The organism is Enterobacter sp. AC1, assembly GCF_050434705.1.
In the GTDB taxonomy this organism is placed as follows: domain Bacteria; phylum Pseudomonadota; class Gammaproteobacteria; order Enterobacterales; family Enterobacteriaceae; genus Enterobacter; species Enterobacter cloacae_L.
Map to the genome: position 1 here is coordinate 75,896 of NZ_JBNDIZ010000012.1, position 16,905 is coordinate 92,800.

A 16,905-nucleotide genomic window follows, 5' to 3' on the forward strand; every position below is an offset into this window, starting at 1 on the left:
CCGCTACACCGCTTTAACATGCTGAGCTATTAATGTGATCGATATCACACTTTATAATCAACATGGTGATAATACGTTCACTTTGTATTAACGCCATTAGAACAGCTGTACCGACATTGTGGTATTCTGATGATATCCCTCGTGGAATTGAGGGATTAACGCAAATTTTTTCCTTTGCGGTCATTTTTCAACCGTGAAGTCAAAACTACATATGTAAGCAATGTCGAAACAAGGAGTGACCCATGCAGGTCAGCAGAAGGCAGTTCTTTAAGATCTGCGCTGGCGGTATGGCAGGCACCACGGCAGCGGCACTGGGCTTTGCGCCCGGCGTAGCGCTGGCGGAAACGCGGCAGTATAAACTGCTGCGCACCCGTGAAACCCGTAATACCTGTACGTACTGCTCTGTCGGTTGCGGGCTGTTGATGTATAGCCTCGGCGACGGTGCTAAAAACGCCAAAGCGTCTATTTTCCATATCGAAGGCGACCCGGATCATCCGGTCAACCGCGGCGCATTGTGCCCAAAAGGGGCTGGTCTGGTGGACTTTATCCACTCCGAAAGCCGCCTCAAATTCCCTGAATATCGCGCGCCTGGCTCCGACAAATGGCAGCAAATCAGCTGGGAAGAGGCATTTGACCGCATCGCAAAACATATTAAAGAAGACCGCGATGCCAACTTTGTTGAGAAGAACGCCGATGGCGTCACGGTCAACCGCTGGCTCTCCACCGGGATGCTGTGTGCCTCTGCTTCCAGCAACGAAACCGGTTATTTAACCCAGAAATTTACGCGCGCACTCGGTATGCTCGCGGTCGACAACCAGGCGCGTGTCTGACACGGACCAACGGTAGCAAGTCTTGCTCCAACATTTGGTCGCGGTGCGATGACCAACCACTGGGTCGACATCAAGAACGCCAACCTCATTGTGGTGATGGGCGGTAACGCCGCTGAAGCGCACCCTGTCGGGTTCCGCTGGGCGATGGAAGCCAAAATCCACAACGGTGCGAAACTGATTGTGATCGATCCCCGCTTTACGCGTACTGCGTCAGTGGCGGATTTCTACACTCCTATTCGTTCAGGTACTGACATCACTTTCCTGTCAGGCGTATTGCTGTACCTGATGACCAACGAAAAATATAACCGCGAATACACCGAAGCCTATACCAACGCCAGCCTGATCGTGCGTGAGGATTACCACTTCGAAGATGGCCTGTTCAGCGGTTACGACGCTGAAAAACGCAAATACGATAAAACCAGCTGGAACTACGAGCTGGATGAGAAAGGCTTTGCGAAGCGCGACACCACCCTGCAACACCCGCGCTGCGTGTGGAACCTGCTGAAAGAGCACGTTTCCCGTTACACGCCGGAAGTTGTTGAAAACATCTGCGGTACGCCGAAGGCGGACTTCCTGAAGGTGTGCGAGCTTATCGCCGAAACCAGCGCGAAAGACAAAACCGCGTCGTTCCTGTATGCCCTCGGCTGGACGCAGCACTCCATCGGCGCGCAGAACATCCGTACCATGGCGATGGTTCAGCTCCTGCTCGGCAACATGGGGATGGCAGGCGGCGGCGTGAACGCCCTGCGCGGTCACTCCAACATTCAGGGTCTTACCGACCTCGGCCTGCTGTCTCAAAGCCTGCCGGGCTACATGAACCTGCCGAGCGAGAAACAGACCGACCTGCAAACCTACCTGACGGCCAGCACGCCTAAGCCGCTGCTAGAAGGCCAGGTGAACTACTGGGGCAACTATCCGAAGTTCTTCGTCTCGATGATGAAAGCCTTCTTCGGTGACAAAGCGACAGCGGAAAACAGCTGGGGCTTTGACTGGCTGCCGAAGTGGGACAAAGGTTACGACGTTCTGCAGTATTTCGAGATGATGCATCAGGGCAAAGTGAACGGCTATCTGTGCCAGGGCTTTAACCCGGTTGCCTCGTTCCCGAACAAGAACAAGGTTGTTGAGTCGCTGTCGAAACTGAAGTTCCTGGTGACGATTGACCCGCTCAATACCGAGACCTCGACCTTCTGGCAGAACCACGGTGAATCGAACGATGTCGATCCATCGAAGATTCAGACCGAAGTGTTCCGTCTGCCATCGACCTGCTTTGCGGAAGAGAACGGTTCTATCGTCAACTCCGGACGCTGGCTCCAGTGGCACTGGAAAGGCGCGGACGCCCCGGGCATCGCCATGAACGACGGCGAAATCCTGGCCGGCATCTTCTTACGCCTGCGTAAGATGTACGCGGCTGAAGGCGGCGCGAACCCGGAACCGGTTCTGAACATGACCTGGAACTACTCGACGCCAGAAAATCCAGCGCCGGAAGAAGTGGCCATGGAGAGCAACGGTAAGGCGCTGGCGGACGTTATCGACCCGGCCACCGGCACCGTGCTGGCGAAGAAAGGCGATCAGCTCAGCACCTTCGCGCACCTGCGTGATGACGGTACCACCTCCAGCGGCTGCTGGATCTTTGCCGGTAGCTGGACGCCGAAAGGCAACCAGATGGCCAACCGCGATAACGCCGACCCGTCGGGCCTCGGCAATACGCTGGGCTGGGCATGGGCGTGGCCGCTCAACCGCCGCATCCTCTATAACCGCGCATCCGCTGACCCGCAGGGCAACCCGTGGGATCCGAAGCGTCAGCTTCTGAAGTGGGACGGCGCGAAATGGGGCGGCGTGGATATTCCGGACTACAGCACTGCCGCACCGGGCAGCGACGTTGGGCCGTTTATCATGCAGCCAGAAGGGATGGGACGCCTGTTTGCTATCGATAAGATGGCGGAAGGGCCGTTCCCGGAACACTACGAGCCGTTTGAGACGCCGCTGGGCACCAACCCGCTGCACCCGAACGTGGTCTCTAACCCGGCAGCCCGTATCTTCAAGGGCGATTTCGACGCGCTGGGTAAAAAAGACAAGTTCCCGTACGTGGGCACCACCTACCGTCTGACCGAGCACTTCCACTACTGGACCAAGCACGCGCTGCTTAACGCCATCGCGCAGCCGGAACAGTTTGTGGAGATCGGCGAGAAGCTGGCGGGCAAGCTCGGCATCGCCCATGGCGATACCGTGAAGGTCTCCTCTAACCGCGGCTATATCAAAGCCAAGGCGGTGGTGACCAAGCGTATTCGCACGCTGAACGTTCACGGTCAGCAGGTAGATACCATCGGTATTCCGATCCACTGGGGCTATGAGGGCGTGGCGAAGAAAGGGTTCATTGCGAACACCCTGACGCCGTTCGTCGGCGATGCGAACACGCAGACGCCGGAGTTTAAGGCCTTCCTCGTGAACGTGGAAAAGGTGTAACGGAGACGACTTATGGCTTATCAATCTCAGGACATTATCCGTCGTTCCGCGACAAACAGTTTCACGCCCGCGCCTCAGGCGCGGGACCACCAGCAGGAAGTGGCGAAGCTCATCGACGTGACCACCTGTATCGGCTGTAAAGCCTGTCAGGTGGCCTGTTCAGAGTGGAACGATCTGCGTGACGAAGTGGGTCACAACGTCGGGGTGTACGACAACCCGGGGGACCTGACCGCCAAGTCCTGGACGGTGATGCGTTTCTCGGAAGTGGAGCAGAACGACAAGCTGGAATGGCTTATCCGCAAAGACGGTTGTATGCACTGTGCGGATCCGGGCTGCCTGAAGGCATGTCCGTCAGAAGGGGCTATCATTCAGTATGCTAACGGCATCGTCGACTTCCAGTCCGAGCAGTGCATCGGCTGCGGCTACTGCATCGCGGGCTGTCCGTTCGACGTACCGCGCCTGAACCCGGAAGACAACCGCGTCTACAAATGCACGCTGTGCGTTGACCGCGTCACCGTCGGCCAGGAGCCCGCGTGCGTGAAGACCTGCCCAACCGGCGCTATCCACTTTGGCTCCAAAGAGGATATGAAAACGCTGGCGGCAGAGCGCGTGGGCGAGCTGAAAACCCGTGGTTACGACAACGCGGGCCTGTACGATCCGGCCGGGGTTGGCGGTACGCACGTGATGTACGTGCTGCACCACGCCGACAAGCCGAACCTGTATCACGGGCTGCCGGAGAACCCGGAAATCAGCGCCACCGTGAAGTTCTGGAAAGGCATCTGGAAACCGCTGGCAGCGGTCGGTTTTGCTGCCACCTTCGCAGCGAGCATCTTCCACTACGTCGGCGTTGGTCCGAACCGTGCGGAAGAGGAAGACGACAACCTGCATGAAGAGAAAGACGAGGTGCGCAAATGAGAAAACGTGACACCATCGTGCGCTATACCGCGCCGGAACGCATCAACCACTGGGTCACCGCCTTCTGCTTCATGCTGGCGGCGATAAGCGGGCTGGGGTTCTTCTTCCCGTCCTTCAACTGGCTGATGCAGGTACTGGGCACGCCGCAGCTGGCGCGCATCCTTCACCCGTTTGTGGGTGTGATGATGTTTGCCTCGTTTATCATCATGTTTTTCCGCTACTGGCACCATAACCTAATCAATCGGGATGATATCTTTTGGGCGAAGAATATTCGTAAGATCGTCGTCAACGAGGAAGTAGGTGATACCGGACGCTATAACTTCGGCCAGAAATGCGTATTCTGGGCGGCGATTATCTTCCTGGTCCTGTTGCTGGTCAGCGGCGTGATCATCTGGCGTCCGTACTTTGCGCCTGCTTTCTCAATCCCGGTGATCCGATTCGCGCTGATGCTGCATTCATTTGCCGCAGTGGCGTTAATTGTGGTTATCATGGTGCATATTTACGCCGCCCTCTGGGTGAAAGGCACCATTACCGCGATGGTAGAAGGATGGGTAACCAGCACGTGGGCGAAGAAACATCACCCGCGCTGGTACCGTGAGGTCCGCCAGAAACAGGAAAAGTCATCTGAATGAGTATTCGCATAATCCCGCAAGATGAGCTGGGGTCGAGCGAGAAACGCACGGCGGATTATATTCCGCCATTGTTATTCCCCAGACTCAAGAACCTCTACAACCGCCGCGCAGAGCGTCTGCGCGAGCTGGCAGAGAACAACCCGCTGGGCGATTTTCTGCGTTTTGCCGCGCTGGTAGCCCATGCGCAGGAAGTGGTGCTGTACGACCACCCGCTGCAAATGGATCTGACCGCGCGCATCAAAGAAGCCAACGCACAGGGCAAGCCGCCGCTGGATATTCACGTCCTGCCGCGCGACAAACACTGGCATAAGTTGCTGAATTCGCTGATTGCCGAGCTGAAGCCCGAGATGAGCGGCACCGCGCTGGCGGTTATCGAGAATCTGGAAAAAGCGTCCGAGCAGGAGCTGGAGGAGATGGCGAGCGCGCTGTTCGCTTCCGACTTCTCGCTGGTCAGCAGCGATAAAGCACCGTTTATCTGGGCTGCGCTGTCGCTTTACTGGGCGCAAATGGCCAGCCTGATCCCAGGTAAAGCCCGCGCTGAATACGGCGAAGCACGTCAGTTCTGCCCGGTGTGTGGCTCAATGCCGGTCTCCAGCATGGTGCAAATCGGCACCACTCAGGGGCTACGCTACCTGCACTGCAACCTGTGTGAAACCGAGTGGCACGTGGTGCGCATCAAGTGCAGCAACTGCGAGCAGACCCGCGATCTGAACTACTGGTCGCTGGAAAACGAAGAAGCAGCGGTGAAAGCCGAAAGCTGCGGTGACTGCGGTACCTACCTGAAGATTCTCTATCAGGAAAAAGACCCGAAAGTTGAAGCGGTCGCTGACGATCTCGCCTCGCTGATCCTGGACGCGAAAATGGAGCAGGAGGGCTTTGCCCGCAGCTCTATCAACCCGTTCCTGTTCCCGGGTGAAGGGGAGTAGTCTTCTGTGACAGGCCGGGCGACGCAAGCTTGCCCGGCCTACAGTTGATAAGGTAAAACCACCCCGGCGATGCCCTGAAAGTCTTTGGTGTTCCGGGTGATTAACGGGCAATTTCTGCTTTGGGCAGTCGCTAAAATAATGGCGTCCGGAAGTTTCATGCCATGCTTTTCGCGGAGCACTACGCTTATTTCCGCTATCTCTCGGGTTACATCAATAATCTCAAAAGCGCCCATTACCGCCGCTGTTTTCGCTTCATGACCATGCTTACGTGCCCCCACCATGACTTCCATCCATGTGATTAGACTGATAGCTCGGTGCGATGCTGCGCTTTCGATTGTATTTGCTGCCTCGACGCGATTATTGAAAAGGTCGATCAGAATGTTAGTATCAAACACCGCCATGTGTTCCATACCTACCACTCCTCACGCAGCTTACGTTCATACTCAAGCCCATCTTCCTGCTGGTTTCCCCAGAGTCCAAGCGCGTCGCGAATAACCGAAGAACTCTGCTGATCGAGATATTGCTCGATTGCTTCACGCAGTAATTCGGCACGAGGTTGGTTACGCAGCTGCTTGAGGTTATCGAGACGCTGAATAACGTCATCCGACAAATCGATCAGGATCCTGCCCATGTTAAGCTCCGCCAGTAAACTCATATATCACCTCAGTATATCATTATTGACCATTTTTAAGGCAACATACGCTTTTTTTAAGTAGGGTTAAAGCAGCTGACAAGCGTTTACCCGGTATCTGCGAACCGCTTTCCAGTTTCCTGACTTCACAAAATTTGTTGTTTTCTTCCGCATGAAACCAGGCTATAACTGTATATTCATACAGCTTAAAAGAACGTTAATATGGCTCTGGAAAACGGGATCGCGCAGTTAGTTAAGGACTTTATTGATGCAGGAAAGCCTTCTTCGCGTGACCAGAATATTGATGACCGAAGAAAAGGGTATATAGCCAGTACGGTACTTGCCGGGAAAAAAGAAGCTCGCGTCCAGGTTGAAACTCGCTTCATTGATGACCTCACCTTTCAGATTTATTCGCCTCTCAATGCCACCGAAACGTTACCCGGTGCCCTCTATTTTCACGGCGGATGCTTTGTCAGCGGAGGGTTTGAAACCCATGATAACCAGCTCCGCCAGCTGGCGTTTTACGGTAACTGCCGGGTCATTGCGGTTCAGTACAGACTGGCACCCGAGCATACGTTCCCTGCTGCGCATGATGACGCAGAGCGAGCGGCTGCGCTTGTCTGGCAAAATGCAGCAATATTTGGCGTGAACAAAAACCGCATCACCCTTTGCGGAGACAGCGCAGGGGGGCATCTGGCGCTGGTGACGGCTCTGCGTATTAAGGCCAAAGGCCTCTGGAACCCGGCCCAGCTCATTCTTATCTACCCCATGCTCGACGCTACGGCCAGTTTTGAAAGCTATACCCTTAATGGCCAGGATTACGTGATTACCCGCGATACTCTGCTCAGCGGATATGAAATGTATCTCGCAGACACCGACCGTCAACATCCCGAAGCCAGCCCGCTGTGGCGGAACGATTTTAACGGTCTTCCGCCGGTGCACATTATTACCGCCGAGTACGATCCGCTATGCGATGAGGGAGAAATGTTGTACCAGTATCTGGCAGAGCAGGGGGTGAGGTGCACCGCTCAACGGTGGCTGGGGGTCATTCATGGCTTCTTTCAGCTTGGCGGCATTAGCCAGTCAGCGCGAGACGTTATGCGGGACATCGCCTGGCGGATAAGCTCCGCCCTGCGATAATGCTGGAGAAGTTACTCCTCCTCGTTCCCACCCTCTTCATACGCGCCAAAGGGCTTCGCCGGAAGAACGATATAGGTGCCTTCAAACACCGCACCTGGCGTTTTATCGCCAAACAGTTCAACCTGCATCTGGACGCGGGCTTTGCGACCGCGAGCCAGGCGGTCGAGATCGCCACCCAGTGAACCCAGGTCGGCCACCGCGCTTGGCTTGCCGCTTATCGGTGCGCTATAGCGAATATGAGCGTCGGCAAGAATGATCGTGCCGCCCAGATGGCGCTCGCGAAGCATCAGCCAGATAAGCCCCCAGCCGGTAAGCGTGGCCAGCGAGAACAGGCTGCCGGCAAAAAGTGTATGGTGAGGGTTCTGATTGCCGGTTTCCGGCATGGTGGTAATAAATTTTTGCCCGGTATACTGCTGAATACGCACGCCCATTTTTTCGCTGAGCGGAATGTGCTGATACCAGGCCTGCTGCAGCTGTCCGCACCAGTCAGCGCGATGGAGAATATCATCCAGCGTGGCGATGGGTTTGATCATCAAAAAATGACGAATCGGGGTGGTTTGCGGGGTCGTGATCTCCCCCTGATTCACAAAACCGAGCTTGGCAAAGAACTCGACGGCATCTTCGCGGGCGCTACAGGTGACGCGCTTAACGCCTTCCTGCCGAGCGACGGATTCCAGGGTCATCGCTATAAGCGTCCCCAGACCTTTGTCCTGCACGGAGGGATGAACCGCCATAAAGCGAATCGAGGCTTCGTTATCGGCGTTGATATACAAACGCCCGACGGCGACGAGGTTGCCCTCTTCGTCCATCACCATCTGATGGTGGGCCATCGCGTCCCAGGCGTCGCGTTCAGACCCTTTTGGCTGATGTAATGGCTTGCGTAGCATTTCCCAGCGGAACTGGTAATAAGCGTCTAACTCTTCTTCCGTTTGCGGTACTCGAAGGTGATACATAGCTGTACTCTCTCTTGTTACCCGCGGCCACGCCGCCAGTTGGCTCATACCTGGAGCCAGAATGTGACGGGGCCATCGTTCACCAGCGATACCTGCATGTCTGCAGCGAATCGTCCGGTTTGCGTATTCATTTCCTGCTGGCGACAACGCTCAACAAAGTATTCATAAAGTTCTTCTGCACGATCCGGCGCGGCGCCTTTAGAAAAACTCGGGCGCATGCCGCGCTCGGTATCCGCAGCCAGCGTAAACTGGGAAACCACCAGCACGCTGCCGCCCGCCTGCTGGACGTTCAGGTTCATTTTACCTTCCGCATCGCTGAAAATACGGTAGCCCAGCACGCGCTCACACAAGCGGTTGGCTTTTTGTTCGTCATCATCCTTTTCGACACCTAACAACACCAAAAGTCCTGGGCCAATTTCACCCGTCACCTCTCCCTCCACGGTGACGCTGGCACGGGTTACGCGCTGTATCAATGCAATCATGGTTGGTCTGCTTCTTGTTGTTTTTCAGCTGCTGCTGCTTTTTTAAGTTCGCGGTATACACCGAGAGTGACAGTTATTTCAGCACCAAGCAAGACGATACACCAGGTCCAGTAAACCCAGACAAACAAAATGGGGATCACCGCCAGCACGCCGTAAATCAGCTGATAGGACGGAAACATGGTGATGTAGAGGGCAAACCCTTTTTTGCCCAGTTCAAAGAGCAACGCCGCCACCAGCGCCCCCACGACCGCATCGCGGTTAGGCACGCGCGTGGTCGGCACGACGCTGTAGAGCAGCCAGAACGAGAGCCACGACAGGATCAATGGAAAAATGCGAAGTACGTTATCAATAACGCCGTTTAAATCACTCGCCCAGCGCAGGGAAAGAAGATAAGAACTGATTGCCAGGCTCGCCCCGGCCAGCAACGGCCCCAGCGTGAGAATCATCCAGTATACGGCAAAGGAATAGACCTTTGGCCGTGCCTTTTTACTCCGCCAGATGGTGTTCAGCGCGTTATCGATGGCGTACATCAACAACAGCGCAGTGACGATAAGACCGCATGCCCCCACTGCCGTCATCTTGCTGGAGTTGGCGACAAACTGCTCAATGTAGTTCTGGATGACATCCCCGGTCGCAGGGATAAAATTTGCAAAGACAAAATGACGAAGCTGCAGGCTGACGTCCGCAAACATCGGAAAAGCGGAAAACAGGGCAAAGATAACCGCCACCAGCGGCACTAACGAGAGCAACGACACGTAGGCGAGGTTACCCGCCAGCGTGGTCATGTTGTCCTCATCAATGCGGTGCCAGAGCAGCTTCAGCCAGGCCCTCAGCGGGCGAGTATGATGCGTGGCTTTTTGATGAACGGTTTTTAGCATAACTGCTTCGCAAAGTAGTTTGGTATCGTCTCTTTCCCGGTCACCAGAATTGACGTGATACCCAACTGGTTAGCTCCCTCTATATTATCGGCATTGTCATCAAAAAAGACCGCATCGGCTGCGGTAAAACCTTCTGCCTGGAGAACAGCCTGATAGATTCGCGCTTCAGGCTTACGCATGCCCATCTCCTGCGAGAGATAGATCTTATCTGCCGCGGCTTTAACTTCAGGGTACTCCTCAGGCCAGAACGTGGTATGCAGGCGGTTGGTATTCGAAAGTACAACCACCCGATGCCCCTGCTCGCGAAGTTTATGCATGATGTCGATCACGTCCTGCCGTATGGCGACAAATACCGCCTGCCAGCCGTGTGAAAACTGCTCGTAGCTTAACGGGAGATCCATCTCCTGACAGAAACGTTCAGCGAATTCTTCATCGCTAATCTCGCCGCGCTCATGCTGATGGAAGGTCTCGCCCATCGCGAAACTCTGCTTCAATGTCGCCAGTGGGACACGGCTAAAATCGCTCCATGCGCCCAGCACCCGATTGAAATCGATATCGACGATTACGTTTCCTAAATCAAAGATATAAAGCATGTTTATCTCCTGCTCGCCGTGGAAAAGTAACTGTAGCGGGAAAGATAAGCTTTGGCTATGAAGTACGCACAGGGTAGAAAAAGAAAAACCCCGCCATAAGGACGGGGTTTTGTTGACCAGAATGAGTCTATTACTCTTCTTTCGCACCGCGCATTGCACGTTTACGATCGTTCTCGGTCAGGTGACGTTTACGAATACGAATTGACTGAGGAGTCACTTCTACCAGTTCGTCGTCATCGATGAATTCCAGAGCTTGCTCCAGGGTCATCTTGATCGGTGGAACCAGAACCGTTGCTTCGTCAGTACCGGACGCACGCATGTTGGTCAGTTTCTTACCGGTCAGGCAGTTTACAGTCAGGTCGTTAGAACGACTGTGAATACCGATGATCTGGCCTTCATAAACTTCAGCACCGTGACCCAGGAACAGCTTACCGCGATCCTGCAGACCGAACAGCGCAAACGCAACCGCTTTACCCTGACCGTTAGAGATCAGCACGCCGTTGTTACGCTGGCCTACTTCGCCCGGACGAACGTCGTCGTAGTGGCTGAAGGTGGAGTACAGCAGACCGGTACCAGAGGTCATGGTCATGAACTCTGAACGGAAGCCGATCAGACCACGGCTTGGGATTACGTAGTCGAGACGTACGCGGCCTTTGCCATCTGGATTCATGTTTTTCAGGTCGCCTTTACGCTCGCCCAGCGCCTGCATTACAGAACCCTGGTGCTGCTCTTCAACGTCCAGCGTCACGTTCTCGAACGGCTCTTGTTTACGACCGTCGATTTCGCGGAAGATTACTTTCGGACGGGAAACCGCCATTTCGAAACCTTCACGACGCATGTTTTCGATCAGAACAGACAGGTGCAGCTCACCACGACCAGAAACGCGGAACGCATCAGCGTCCTGGGTTTCTTCAACGCGCAGCGCAACGTTGTGCACCAGCTCTTTGTTCAGGCGGTCAAGGATCTGACGAGAGGTAACGAACTTACCTTCTTTACCACAGAACGGAGAGGTGTTGACGTTGAAGAACATCGATACGGTTGGTTCATCAACGGACAGGGCTGGCAGCGCTTCGACGTTCTGCGGATCGCAGATGGTGTCGGAGATGTTCAGTTCACCCAGACCGGTGATAGCGATAATGTCGCCCGCTTCAGCAACATCGCTCTCGATACGCTCAAGACCCAGGTGAGTCAGTACTTTACCCACTTTACCGTTACGGGTTTTGCCTTCGCTATCGATGATAGTGACCTGCTGGTTAGGCTTCACTTTACCGCGCTTGATACGACCAATGCCGATTACACCAACGTAGTTGTTGTAGTCGAGCTGAGAGATCTGCATCTGCAGGGTGCCGTCGAGATCGACGTTTGGCGCAGGAACACGGTCAACAATCGCCTGGTACAGCGGGGTCATGTCTTCAGCCATGTCTTCGTGGTCCAGACCCGCGATACCGTTCAGCGCAGACGCGTAAACGATAGGGAAGTCCAGCTGCTCGTCGGTCGCGTCGAGGTTAACGAACAGGTCGAATACCTGGTCAACAACCCAGTCAGGACGCGCGCCAGGGCGGTCAACTTTGTTGATAACAACGATTGGCTTCAGACCATGGGCAAATGCTTTTTTGGTCACGAAGCGCGTCTGTGGCATTGGGCCATCCATTGCGTCAACGACCAGCAGAACGGAGTCTACCATGGACATTACACGTTCAACTTCACCACCGAAGTCGGCGTGCCCTGGGGTATCAACGATGTTGATACGGTAGTCATTCCATTTAATCGCGGTGTTTTTCGCGAGGATAGTAATCCCACGCTCTTTCTCCAAATCGTTGGAGTCCATCACGCGTTCTTGGGTTTCGGCACGAGCATCAAACGTACCGGATTGCTGCAGCAGCTTATCAACCAGGGTAGTTTTACCATGGTCAACGTGCGCGATGATGGCGATGTTACGCAAATTTTCGATCACAACTTTGCCTCAGGCATTTAGAAATAGCGCGTTATTGTACACGGATTAATCGCACTACAAAACAGGATCACAAACATCCCCCGCAAACAAGTATTGCAGAGATGCTTTGTGATCGCTTTCACGGAGCGGTAAAAGGGCACTTTAACGTAAATTGCACCAATATGGTGCTCAATGTTCACATTGAGGCACTATACTGGTGCAACAAATCCATTGTGGTGCAGCCCTTTTGCACTATGGTGCGCATGATAACGCCTTTTTGGGGTGTTTTAAAAGTTGGCACAGATTTCGCTTTATAAAAAATACATGGCAACAGCCAGTACAAACAGAAATTGAAGACCTCGTTACCACGACGACAATGACCAATCTGGAGAGTTAAGTATGTCCGCTGAACACGTTTTGACGATGCTGAACGAACATGAAGTGAAGTTTGTTGATCTGCGCTTCACCGATACCAAAGGTAAAGAACAGCACGTCACAATCCCTGCTCATCAGGTGAACGCCGAATTCTTTGAAGAAGGCAAAATGTTTGACGGCTCCTCCATTGGTGGCTGGAAAGGCATTAACGAATCCGACATGGTTCTGATGCCAGATGCGACCACTGCGCTCATTGACCCGTTCTTTGAAGAACCGACTCTGATCATTCGTTGCGACATCCTCGAGCCAGGCACTCTGCAGGGCTACGACCGCGATCCACGTTCTATCGCAAAACGTGCTGAAGAGTACCTGCGTTCTACCGGCATCGCAGATACCGTTCTGTTCGGGCCAGAGCCAGAATTCTTCCTGTTTGACGACATCCGTTTCGGCGCTTCAATTTCTGGTTCCCACGTGGCTATCGATGACATCGAAGGCGCATGGAACTCTTCCACCAAATACGAAGGTGGTAACAAAGGTCACCGTCCTGGCGTGAAAGGCGGTTACTTCCCGGTTCCTCCGGTCGATTCTTCACAGGACATCCGTTCTACCATGTGTCTGATCATGGAAGAGATGGGCCTGGTTGTTGAAGCTCACCACCACGAAGTGGCGACCGCTGGCCAGAACGAAATCGCAACCCGCTTCAACACCATGACCAAGAAAGCGGATGAGATTCAGATCTACAAATACGTTGTGCACAACGTTGCGCACCGTTTCGGTAAAACCGCGACCTTCATGCCAAAACCAATGTTCGGCGACAACGGTTCCGGTATGCACTGCCACATGTCTCTGTCCAAGAACGGTACCAACCTGTTCTCTGGCGACAAGTATGCGGGTCTGTCTGAGCAGGCGCTGCACTACATCGGTGGTGTTATCAAACACGCTAAAGCGATCAACGCCCTGGCGAACCCAACCACTAACTCCTACAAGCGTCTGGTCCCGGGCTACGAAGCACCAGTGATGCTGGCCTACTCTGCCCGTAACCGTTCTGCTTCTATCCGTATCCCGGTTGTTGCCTCTCCGAAAGCGCGTCGTATCGAAGTGCGCTTCCCGGATCCAGCGGCTAACCCATACCTGTGCTTCGCAGCACTGCTGATGGCGGGTCTGGACGGTATCAAGAACAAGATCCACCCAGGCGAAGCGATGGACAAAAACCTGTACGACCTGCCGCCAGAAGAAGCGAAAGAGATCCCACAGGTTGCTGGCTCTCTGGAAGAAGCCCTGCAGGCGCTGGACGCAGACCGTGAGTTCCTGACTGCCGGTGGCGTGTTCACTGATGAAGCGATTGACGCTTACATCGCGCTGCGTACTGAAGAGAACGACCGTGTACGTATGACTCCGCACCCGGTTGAGTTCGAGCTGTACTACAGCGTTTAATAAAGTTGTTTTACCCGGCGTAACAAGCGCCGGGAGTAGTTGCCGTGGAAACTTTTAGCCCATCTCCGGATGGGCTTTTTTCTCCACCAACAACCTGATCTCACGCGCTTTTTACGCCGAAAACGCTATACTGCACTAAATTAGTGCAAACGACTCCAGGAGACTGCTGAATGGCAACTGGCACGCTGCCCGATGCTGGGCAGATCCTCAATTCTTTGATTAACAGCATTTTGCTGGTCGATGACGAGCTGGCGGTTCATTACGCCAACCCGGCAGCGCAGCAGCTGCTTGCCCAAAGCGCACGCAAACTGTTTGGCACCCCGCTTCCGGAACTCCTGAGCTATTTTTCGCTGAATATTGGCCTGATGCAGGAAAGTTTGCAGGCGGGTCAAGGGTTCACGGATAACGAAGTGACGCTGGTTATCGACGGGCGCTCGCATATCCTGTCGCTGACCGCGCAACGTCTTCCCGAAGGCATGATCCTGCTTGAGATGGCGCCGATGGATAATCAGCGTCGACTGAGCCAGGAGCAGCTTCAGCATGCGCAGCAAATTGCTGCCCGAGACCTGGTGCGCGGCCTGGCACATGAAATTAAAAACCCGCTGGGTGGATTACGCGGCGCGGCGCAGCTTCTGACCAAGGCGCTGCCCGACCCTGCGCTGGCGGAGTACACCAACGTCATTATTGAGCAGGCAGACCGTCTGCGTAATCTGGTTGACCGCCTTCTCGGGCCGCAGCAGCCGGGAATGCATGTCACAGAAAGCATCCATAAAGTGGCTGAACGGGTGGTGAAGCTCGTCTCGATGGAGCTGCCGGAGAACGTCACGCTGGTACGTGATTACGACCCAAGCCTGCCGGAACTGGCGCATGACCCGGATCAGATTGAGCAGGTCCTGTTGAATATTGTGCGCAACGCCCTGCAGGCGCTGGGACCGGAAGGGGGCGAGATCATTTTACGCACCCGAACCGCCTTCCAGCTCACGTTACATGGCGTTCGCTATCGGCTGGCGGCCCGAATCGACGTCGAGGATAACGGGCCCGGTATTCCATCACATCTGCAGGATACCCTGTTCTATCCGATGGTAAGCGGTCGCGAAGGCGGGACCGGCCTGGGCTTATCCATCGCCCGCAGTTTGATCGATCAACACTCTGGCAAAATTGAATTTACCAGTTGGCCGGGACATACCGAGTTTTCGGTTTTCCTGCCGATTAAAAAATAAAGGTGACGTTTATGCAACGAGGGATAGTCTGGGTAGTCGATGACGATAGCTCCATCCGTTGGGTGCTTGAACGCGCGCTCACAGGGGCAGGATTAAGCTGCACGACGTTTGAGAGCGGCAGCGAAGTGCTCGACGCACTCACCACCAAAACGCCGGATGTTCTCCTTTCGGATATTCGCATGCCGGGCATGGACGGGCTGGCGCTTTTAAAGCAGATCAAACAACGCCACCCTATGCTTCCGGTCATCATAATGACGGCACACTCCGATCTGGATGCCGCGGTGAGCGCCTACCAGCAAGGGGCATTCGATTACCTGCCCAAGCCGTTTGATATTGACGAAGCGGTGGCGCTGGTTGAGCGCGCGATTAGCCATTATCAGGAGCAGCAACAGCCGCGCCACGCACCCGATTTTGGTCCAACGACTGACATCATCGGCGAAGCGCCGGCGATGCAGGATGTGTTTCGCATTATTGGCCGCTTGTCCCGCTCGTCCATCAGCGTATTGATTAACGGTGAATCGGGAACCGGTAAAGAGCTTGTGGCACATGCATTACATCGCCACAGTCCGCGAGCAAAAGCGCCGTTTATCGCCCTGAATATGGCAGCAATCCCGAAGGATTTGATTGAATCGGAATTGTTCGGTCATGAAAAAGGGGCGTTTACCGGCGCAAATACCATTCGCCAGGGGCGGTTCGAACAGGCTGACGGCGGTACGCTGTTCCTGGATGAGATCGGCGATATGCCGCTGGATGTCCAGACCCGCCTGCTGCGCGTGCTGGCTGACGGGCAGTTTTATCGCGTGGGCGGATATGCGCCAGTGAAGGTGGACGTGCGCATTATCGCCGCGACCCACCAGAACCTGGAGCTGCGGGTGCAGGAGGGAAAATTCCGTGAGGATTTATTCCATCGCCTGAACGTTATTCGCGTTCATCTGCCGCCGCTGCGTGAACGCCGTGAAGATATCCCTCGCCTGGCGCGTCATTTCCTGCAGGTGGCAGCCCGCGAGCTCGGTGTGGAAGCCAAACAGCTTCACCCGGAAACCGATGCGGCCCTTACGCGTCTGGCGTGGCCGGGCAACGTACGTCAGCTGGAAAACACCTGTCGCTGGTTAACCGTGATGGCCGCCGGACAGGAAGTGTTGATTCAGGATTTACCGGCCGAGCTGTTTGAAGCGACCGCGCCAGAAAGCAGTACCGGGCACGCGCTGCCGGACAGCTGGGCGACGCTGCTGGCGCAGTGGGCGGACCGCGCGCTGCGTTCCGGTCATCAAAACCTGCTGTCTGAAGCTCAGCCTGAGATGGAGCGTACGTTATTAACCACCGCGCTTCGTCATACTCAGGGTCATAAACAGGAAGCCGCTCGCCTGCTGGGATGGGGACGTAATACCCTGACGCGCAAGCTTAAAGAGCTCGGAATGGAGTGATCTTTACCGCGGTGTAAAGATTATTAATTGAGCGCAAAGTGGTGTTATTTTGCGCTTTACTGTTCCGTTAAGTTTT

The 16,905-nt window shown here is 54.8% G+C and carries 15 protein-coding genes; 8 read left to right on the forward strand and 7 right to left on the reverse strand.

Going from position 1 to position 16,905, the window contains the following annotated elements; genetic code table 11:
* Window positions 1–242 precede the first annotated feature (242 nt).
* From fdnG to fdhE, 4 genes are read left to right on the forward strand one after another with little or no spacing between them, the layout of a single operon-like run.
* Complete coding sequence (gene fdnG, locus M2433_RS22705) at window positions 243–3,293, forward strand: formate dehydrogenase-N subunit alpha (RefSeq protein ID WP_123138606.1); 3,051 nt, start codon at window positions 243–245, stop codon at window positions 3,291–3,293.
* Window positions 3,294–3,305: 12 nt separating this feature from the next.
* Complete coding sequence (fdxH, locus tag M2433_RS22710; RefSeq protein WP_429057804.1) at window positions 3,306–4,208, forward strand: formate dehydrogenase subunit beta; 903 nt, start codon at window positions 3,306–3,308, stop codon at window positions 4,206–4,208.
* Window positions 4,205–4,840, forward strand: coding sequence for a formate dehydrogenase cytochrome b556 subunit (gene fdoI / locus M2433_RS22715; protein ID WP_429057805.1), 636 nt, complete (start codon window positions 4,205–4,207; stop codon window positions 4,838–4,840). Before fdxH ends, fdoI begins: the two co-directional genes overlap by 4 nt.
* Complete coding sequence (gene fdhE, locus M2433_RS22720) at window positions 4,837–5,766, forward strand: formate dehydrogenase accessory protein FdhE (RefSeq protein ID WP_047345529.1); 930 nt, start codon at window positions 4,837–4,839, stop codon at window positions 5,764–5,766. The genes fdoI and fdhE overlap by 4 nt, the downstream gene beginning before the upstream one ends.
* 38 nt (window positions 5,767–5,804) lie before the next feature.
* On the opposite strand, the gene M2433_RS22725 is transcribed toward fdhE, so the two are convergent.
* Both M2433_RS22725 and M2433_RS22730 read right to left on the reverse strand, forming a co-directional pair.
* Window positions 5,805–6,176 carry a type II toxin-antitoxin system VapC family toxin gene (locus M2433_RS22725; protein WP_429057806.1) on the reverse strand — a complete coding sequence of 124 codons (372 nt, stop codon included), beginning with the start codon at window positions 6,174–6,176 and terminating at the stop codon, window positions 5,805–5,807.
* A gap of 2 nt (window positions 6,177–6,178) precedes the next feature.
* The gene (locus tag M2433_RS22730) at window positions 6,179–6,421 is read right to left on the reverse strand and encodes a ribbon-helix-helix protein, CopG family (protein ID WP_045909092.1); all 243 of its coding nucleotides are present in this window, start codon (window positions 6,419–6,421) and stop codon (window positions 6,179–6,181) included.
* 198 nt (window positions 6,422–6,619) lie between these two features.
* Between M2433_RS22730 and M2433_RS22735 the strand changes: the two genes are divergently transcribed.
* Complete coding sequence (locus tag M2433_RS22735) at window positions 6,620–7,537, forward strand: alpha/beta hydrolase (protein ID WP_429057808.1); 918 nt, start codon at window positions 6,620–6,622, stop codon at window positions 7,535–7,537.
* A gap of 11 nt (window positions 7,538–7,548) precedes the next feature.
* On the opposite strand, the gene fabY is transcribed toward M2433_RS22735, so the two are convergent.
* From fabY to typA, 5 genes are all read right to left on the reverse strand, one after another.
* Window positions 7,549–8,490, reverse strand: coding sequence for a fatty acid biosynthesis protein FabY (fabY, locus tag M2433_RS22740; RefSeq protein ID WP_429057809.1), 942 nt, complete (start codon window positions 8,488–8,490; stop codon window positions 7,549–7,551).
* 44 nt (window positions 8,491–8,534) lie between these two features.
* Window positions 8,535–8,972, reverse strand: coding sequence for a D-aminoacyl-tRNA deacylase (dtd, locus tag M2433_RS22745; RefSeq protein WP_047345532.1), 438 nt, complete (start codon window positions 8,970–8,972; stop codon window positions 8,535–8,537).
* Entirely contained in the window at window positions 8,969–9,850 is an 882-nt protein-coding gene (locus M2433_RS22750; protein ID WP_047345533.1) for a virulence factor BrkB family protein, read from the reverse strand. Before M2433_RS22750 ends, dtd begins: the two co-directional genes overlap by 4 nt.
* Window positions 9,844–10,443: a glucose-1-phosphatase gene (gene yihX / locus M2433_RS22755; RefSeq protein WP_429057810.1), complete on the reverse strand. Its 600-nt coding sequence runs from the start codon at window positions 10,441–10,443 to the stop codon at window positions 9,844–9,846. The genes M2433_RS22750 and yihX overlap by 7 nt, the downstream gene beginning before the upstream one ends.
* A 130-nt stretch (window positions 10,444–10,573) precedes the next feature.
* Window positions 10,574–12,397 carry a ribosome-dependent GTPase TypA gene (gene typA, locus M2433_RS22760; RefSeq protein ID WP_023333895.1) on the reverse strand — a complete coding sequence of 608 codons (1,824 nt, stop codon included), beginning with the start codon at window positions 12,395–12,397 and terminating at the stop codon, window positions 10,574–10,576.
* A gap of 378 nt (window positions 12,398–12,775) precedes the next feature.
* Here typA and glnA point away from each other — a divergent pair, with 378 nt between their 5' ends.
* The 3 genes from glnA to glnG all read left to right on the forward strand — a co-directional run bounded on the left by glnA (window position 12,776) and on the right by glnG (window position 16,829).
* The gene (gene glnA, locus M2433_RS22765; protein ID WP_023333896.1) at window positions 12,776–14,185 is read left to right on the forward strand and encodes a glutamate--ammonia ligase; all 1,410 of its coding nucleotides are present in this window, start codon (window positions 12,776–12,778) and stop codon (window positions 14,183–14,185) included.
* A 170-nt stretch (window positions 14,186–14,355) separates the two neighbouring features.
* On the forward strand, window positions 14,356–15,405 hold the full coding sequence (gene glnL / locus M2433_RS22770; RefSeq protein ID WP_014885760.1) for a nitrogen regulation protein NR(II): 1,050 nt from the start codon (window positions 14,356–14,358) through the stop codon (window positions 15,403–15,405).
* Between the two features lie 11 nt (window positions 15,406–15,416).
* Window positions 15,417–16,829, forward strand: coding sequence for a nitrogen regulation protein NR(I) (gene glnG, locus M2433_RS22775; RefSeq protein WP_028014893.1), 1,413 nt, complete (start codon window positions 15,417–15,419; stop codon window positions 16,827–16,829).
* Window positions 16,830–16,905 lie beyond the last annotated feature (76 nt).

Bases quoted from the DNA above. Each gene is read 5' to 3' on its own strand.
- fdxH (WP_429057804.1), top strand. From the start codon at position 3,306: ATGGCTTATCAATCTCAGGACATTATCCGTCGTTCCGCGACAAACAGT.
- fdoI (WP_429057805.1), top strand. From the start codon at position 4,205: ATGAGAAAACGTGACACCATCGTGCGCTATACCGCGCCGGAACGCATC.
- fdhE (WP_047345529.1), top strand. From the start codon at position 4,837: ATGAGTATTCGCATAATCCCGCAAGATGAGCTGGGGTCGAGCGAGAAA.
- M2433_RS22725 (WP_429057806.1), bottom strand. From the start codon at position 6,176: ATGGAACACATGGCGGTGTTTGATACTAACATTCTGATCGACCTTTTC.
- M2433_RS22730 (WP_045909092.1), bottom strand. From the start codon at position 6,421: ATGAGTTTACTGGCGGAGCTTAACATGGGCAGGATCCTGATCGATTTG.
- M2433_RS22735 (WP_429057808.1), top strand. From the start codon at position 6,620: ATGGCTCTGGAAAACGGGATCGCGCAGTTAGTTAAGGACTTTATTGAT.
- fabY (WP_429057809.1), bottom strand. From the start codon at position 8,490: ATGTATCACCTTCGAGTACCGCAAACGGAAGAAGAGTTAGACGCTTAT.
- dtd (WP_047345532.1), bottom strand. From the start codon at position 8,972: ATGATTGCATTGATACAGCGCGTAACCCGTGCCAGCGTCACCGTGGAG.
- M2433_RS22750 (WP_047345533.1), bottom strand. From the start codon at position 9,850: ATGCTAAAAACCGTTCATCAAAAAGCCACGCATCATACTCGCCCGCTG.
- yihX (WP_429057810.1), bottom strand. From the start codon at position 10,443: ATGCTTTATATCTTTGATTTAGGAAACGTAATCGTCGATATCGATTTC.
- glnA (WP_023333896.1), top strand. From the start codon at position 12,776: ATGTCCGCTGAACACGTTTTGACGATGCTGAACGAACATGAAGTGAAG.
- glnL (WP_014885760.1), top strand. From the start codon at position 14,356: ATGGCAACTGGCACGCTGCCCGATGCTGGGCAGATCCTCAATTCTTTG.
- glnG (WP_028014893.1), top strand. From the start codon at position 15,417: ATGCAACGAGGGATAGTCTGGGTAGTCGATGACGATAGCTCCATCCGT.